At 54.8% G+C, this 1,264-nt stretch carries 1 protein-coding gene; it reads right to left on the bottom strand.

What is annotated here, in order from left to right:
• Positions 1-250: 250 nt before the first annotated feature.
• Positions 251-1,024 (bottom strand): SDR family oxidoreductase, encoded by a 774-nt coding sequence (locus tag NWF35_RS14150; RefSeq protein ID WP_301239976.1) that lies wholly within the window; start codon positions 1,022-1,024, stop codon positions 251-253.
• Positions 1,025-1,264: the final 240 nt, after the last annotated feature.

Genomic DNA, 1,264 nt, shown 5'->3' with positions numbered 1-1,264 from the left:
CTGTCGCTTGACGGGATGGGTCGGGTTGGCGGTGACGCTCTTTCTATGGCAACTGTACGGCTGGATCGGTTGCGTGATTGGACTAGTAGGTTCGTTACTGTGGTTCGGACTGGGTCGGCTGTTCGACCGTTGATCATCCCATTTGGGCTGATTATTTCATTTGGATTTACCATTCTATTATAACGTAATTTTCTACCCTTTCGTTGTCAGTTAGATCAACAAAGTTCAATGCCAACCGATAATGCTCCCGTCATGACGGATTGAAACGAAAATCCCGGTTATCGAAGCCTCCCGTGACTGGAATCACACCTCCGGTGATAAAATCCGAATCCGGGTGTGCCAAAAACCGAACCACCCGCGCCACATCTTCCCCCGTGCCCGGACGCCCCACCGGGTTGCGGGGTTCCTTTTTTCCTCGTGCAGCGGCGATGGGTGCTTCCTTGTAGGGATGACGGATATCGCCGGGACAAACCATATTGACCGTGATGCCATAGGGGGCTTCTTCCTCGGCCAACGACCGCGTCAAGGAGACGACACCCGCCTTGGCTGCCGCATAGGCAGACACCCCCGGCCATGACGGTGCATTTTGCACGTCGGGAAAGCCAAACGTGATAATGCGACCGAAATGCTGCTTGCGCATGTGGGGGATTACTTCTCGGGAGCAATAGAAGACGCCGGACAAATTGCCGTCCACCATCTCCCGCCATTCGTCGTCCGTGAGATCCGTGAGGCGAATGTGACGAAACAAAAACGGTCCCGCCGTGCAAACAAGTACGTCGATCCGCCCCCATCGCTCCAGAATCGCCCGCGACATGCGCCTCACATCCTCCACGCGGCTCACGTCACCCTGAATCGCCATCGCTTCCCGCCCGACCGATTCAATCTCGGATACCAATCTTTCAGCAGCTTCCTTGCTCTTTCGGTAGTTGATCGCGATATGATAGCCATCCTCGGCCAGTCCTTTGGCGATCATCACCCCGAGACCGGTAGCGCCACCCGTAACCCAGGCCACTCGTTGGCTCATCGGTTTCCCTCCTTCACATCCTCCTCCATTCTATCGAAAATCCCCCCGTTTTTCATGAACGGTGCACACGGACATCCGGATACAAAAAAACCCCTCCGTGGGAAGGGGAGATATTGCTGACAGAGTGGTGGAACCACATTCTTAATTACGGGTGAAATGTATTCCCTCTCTCTCTCCTCTTTCGGCAAGTCAAAGGTCGCTCGTGGGAATACGGCCACCCTCTTTTGACACTCCACACGG

It is taken from the genome of Polycladomyces subterraneus (genome assembly GCF_030433435.1).
Classification (GTDB): domain Bacteria; phylum Bacillota; class Bacilli; order Thermoactinomycetales; family JIR-001; genus Polycladomyces; species Polycladomyces subterraneus.
This window is presented reverse-complemented; position numbering and strand designations above follow the sequence as displayed.

Bases quoted from the DNA above. Each gene is read 5' to 3' on its own strand.
- NWF35_RS14150 (WP_301239976.1), bottom strand. From the start codon at position 1,024: ATGAGCCAACGAGTGGCCTGGGTTACGGGTGGCGCTACCGGTCTCGGG.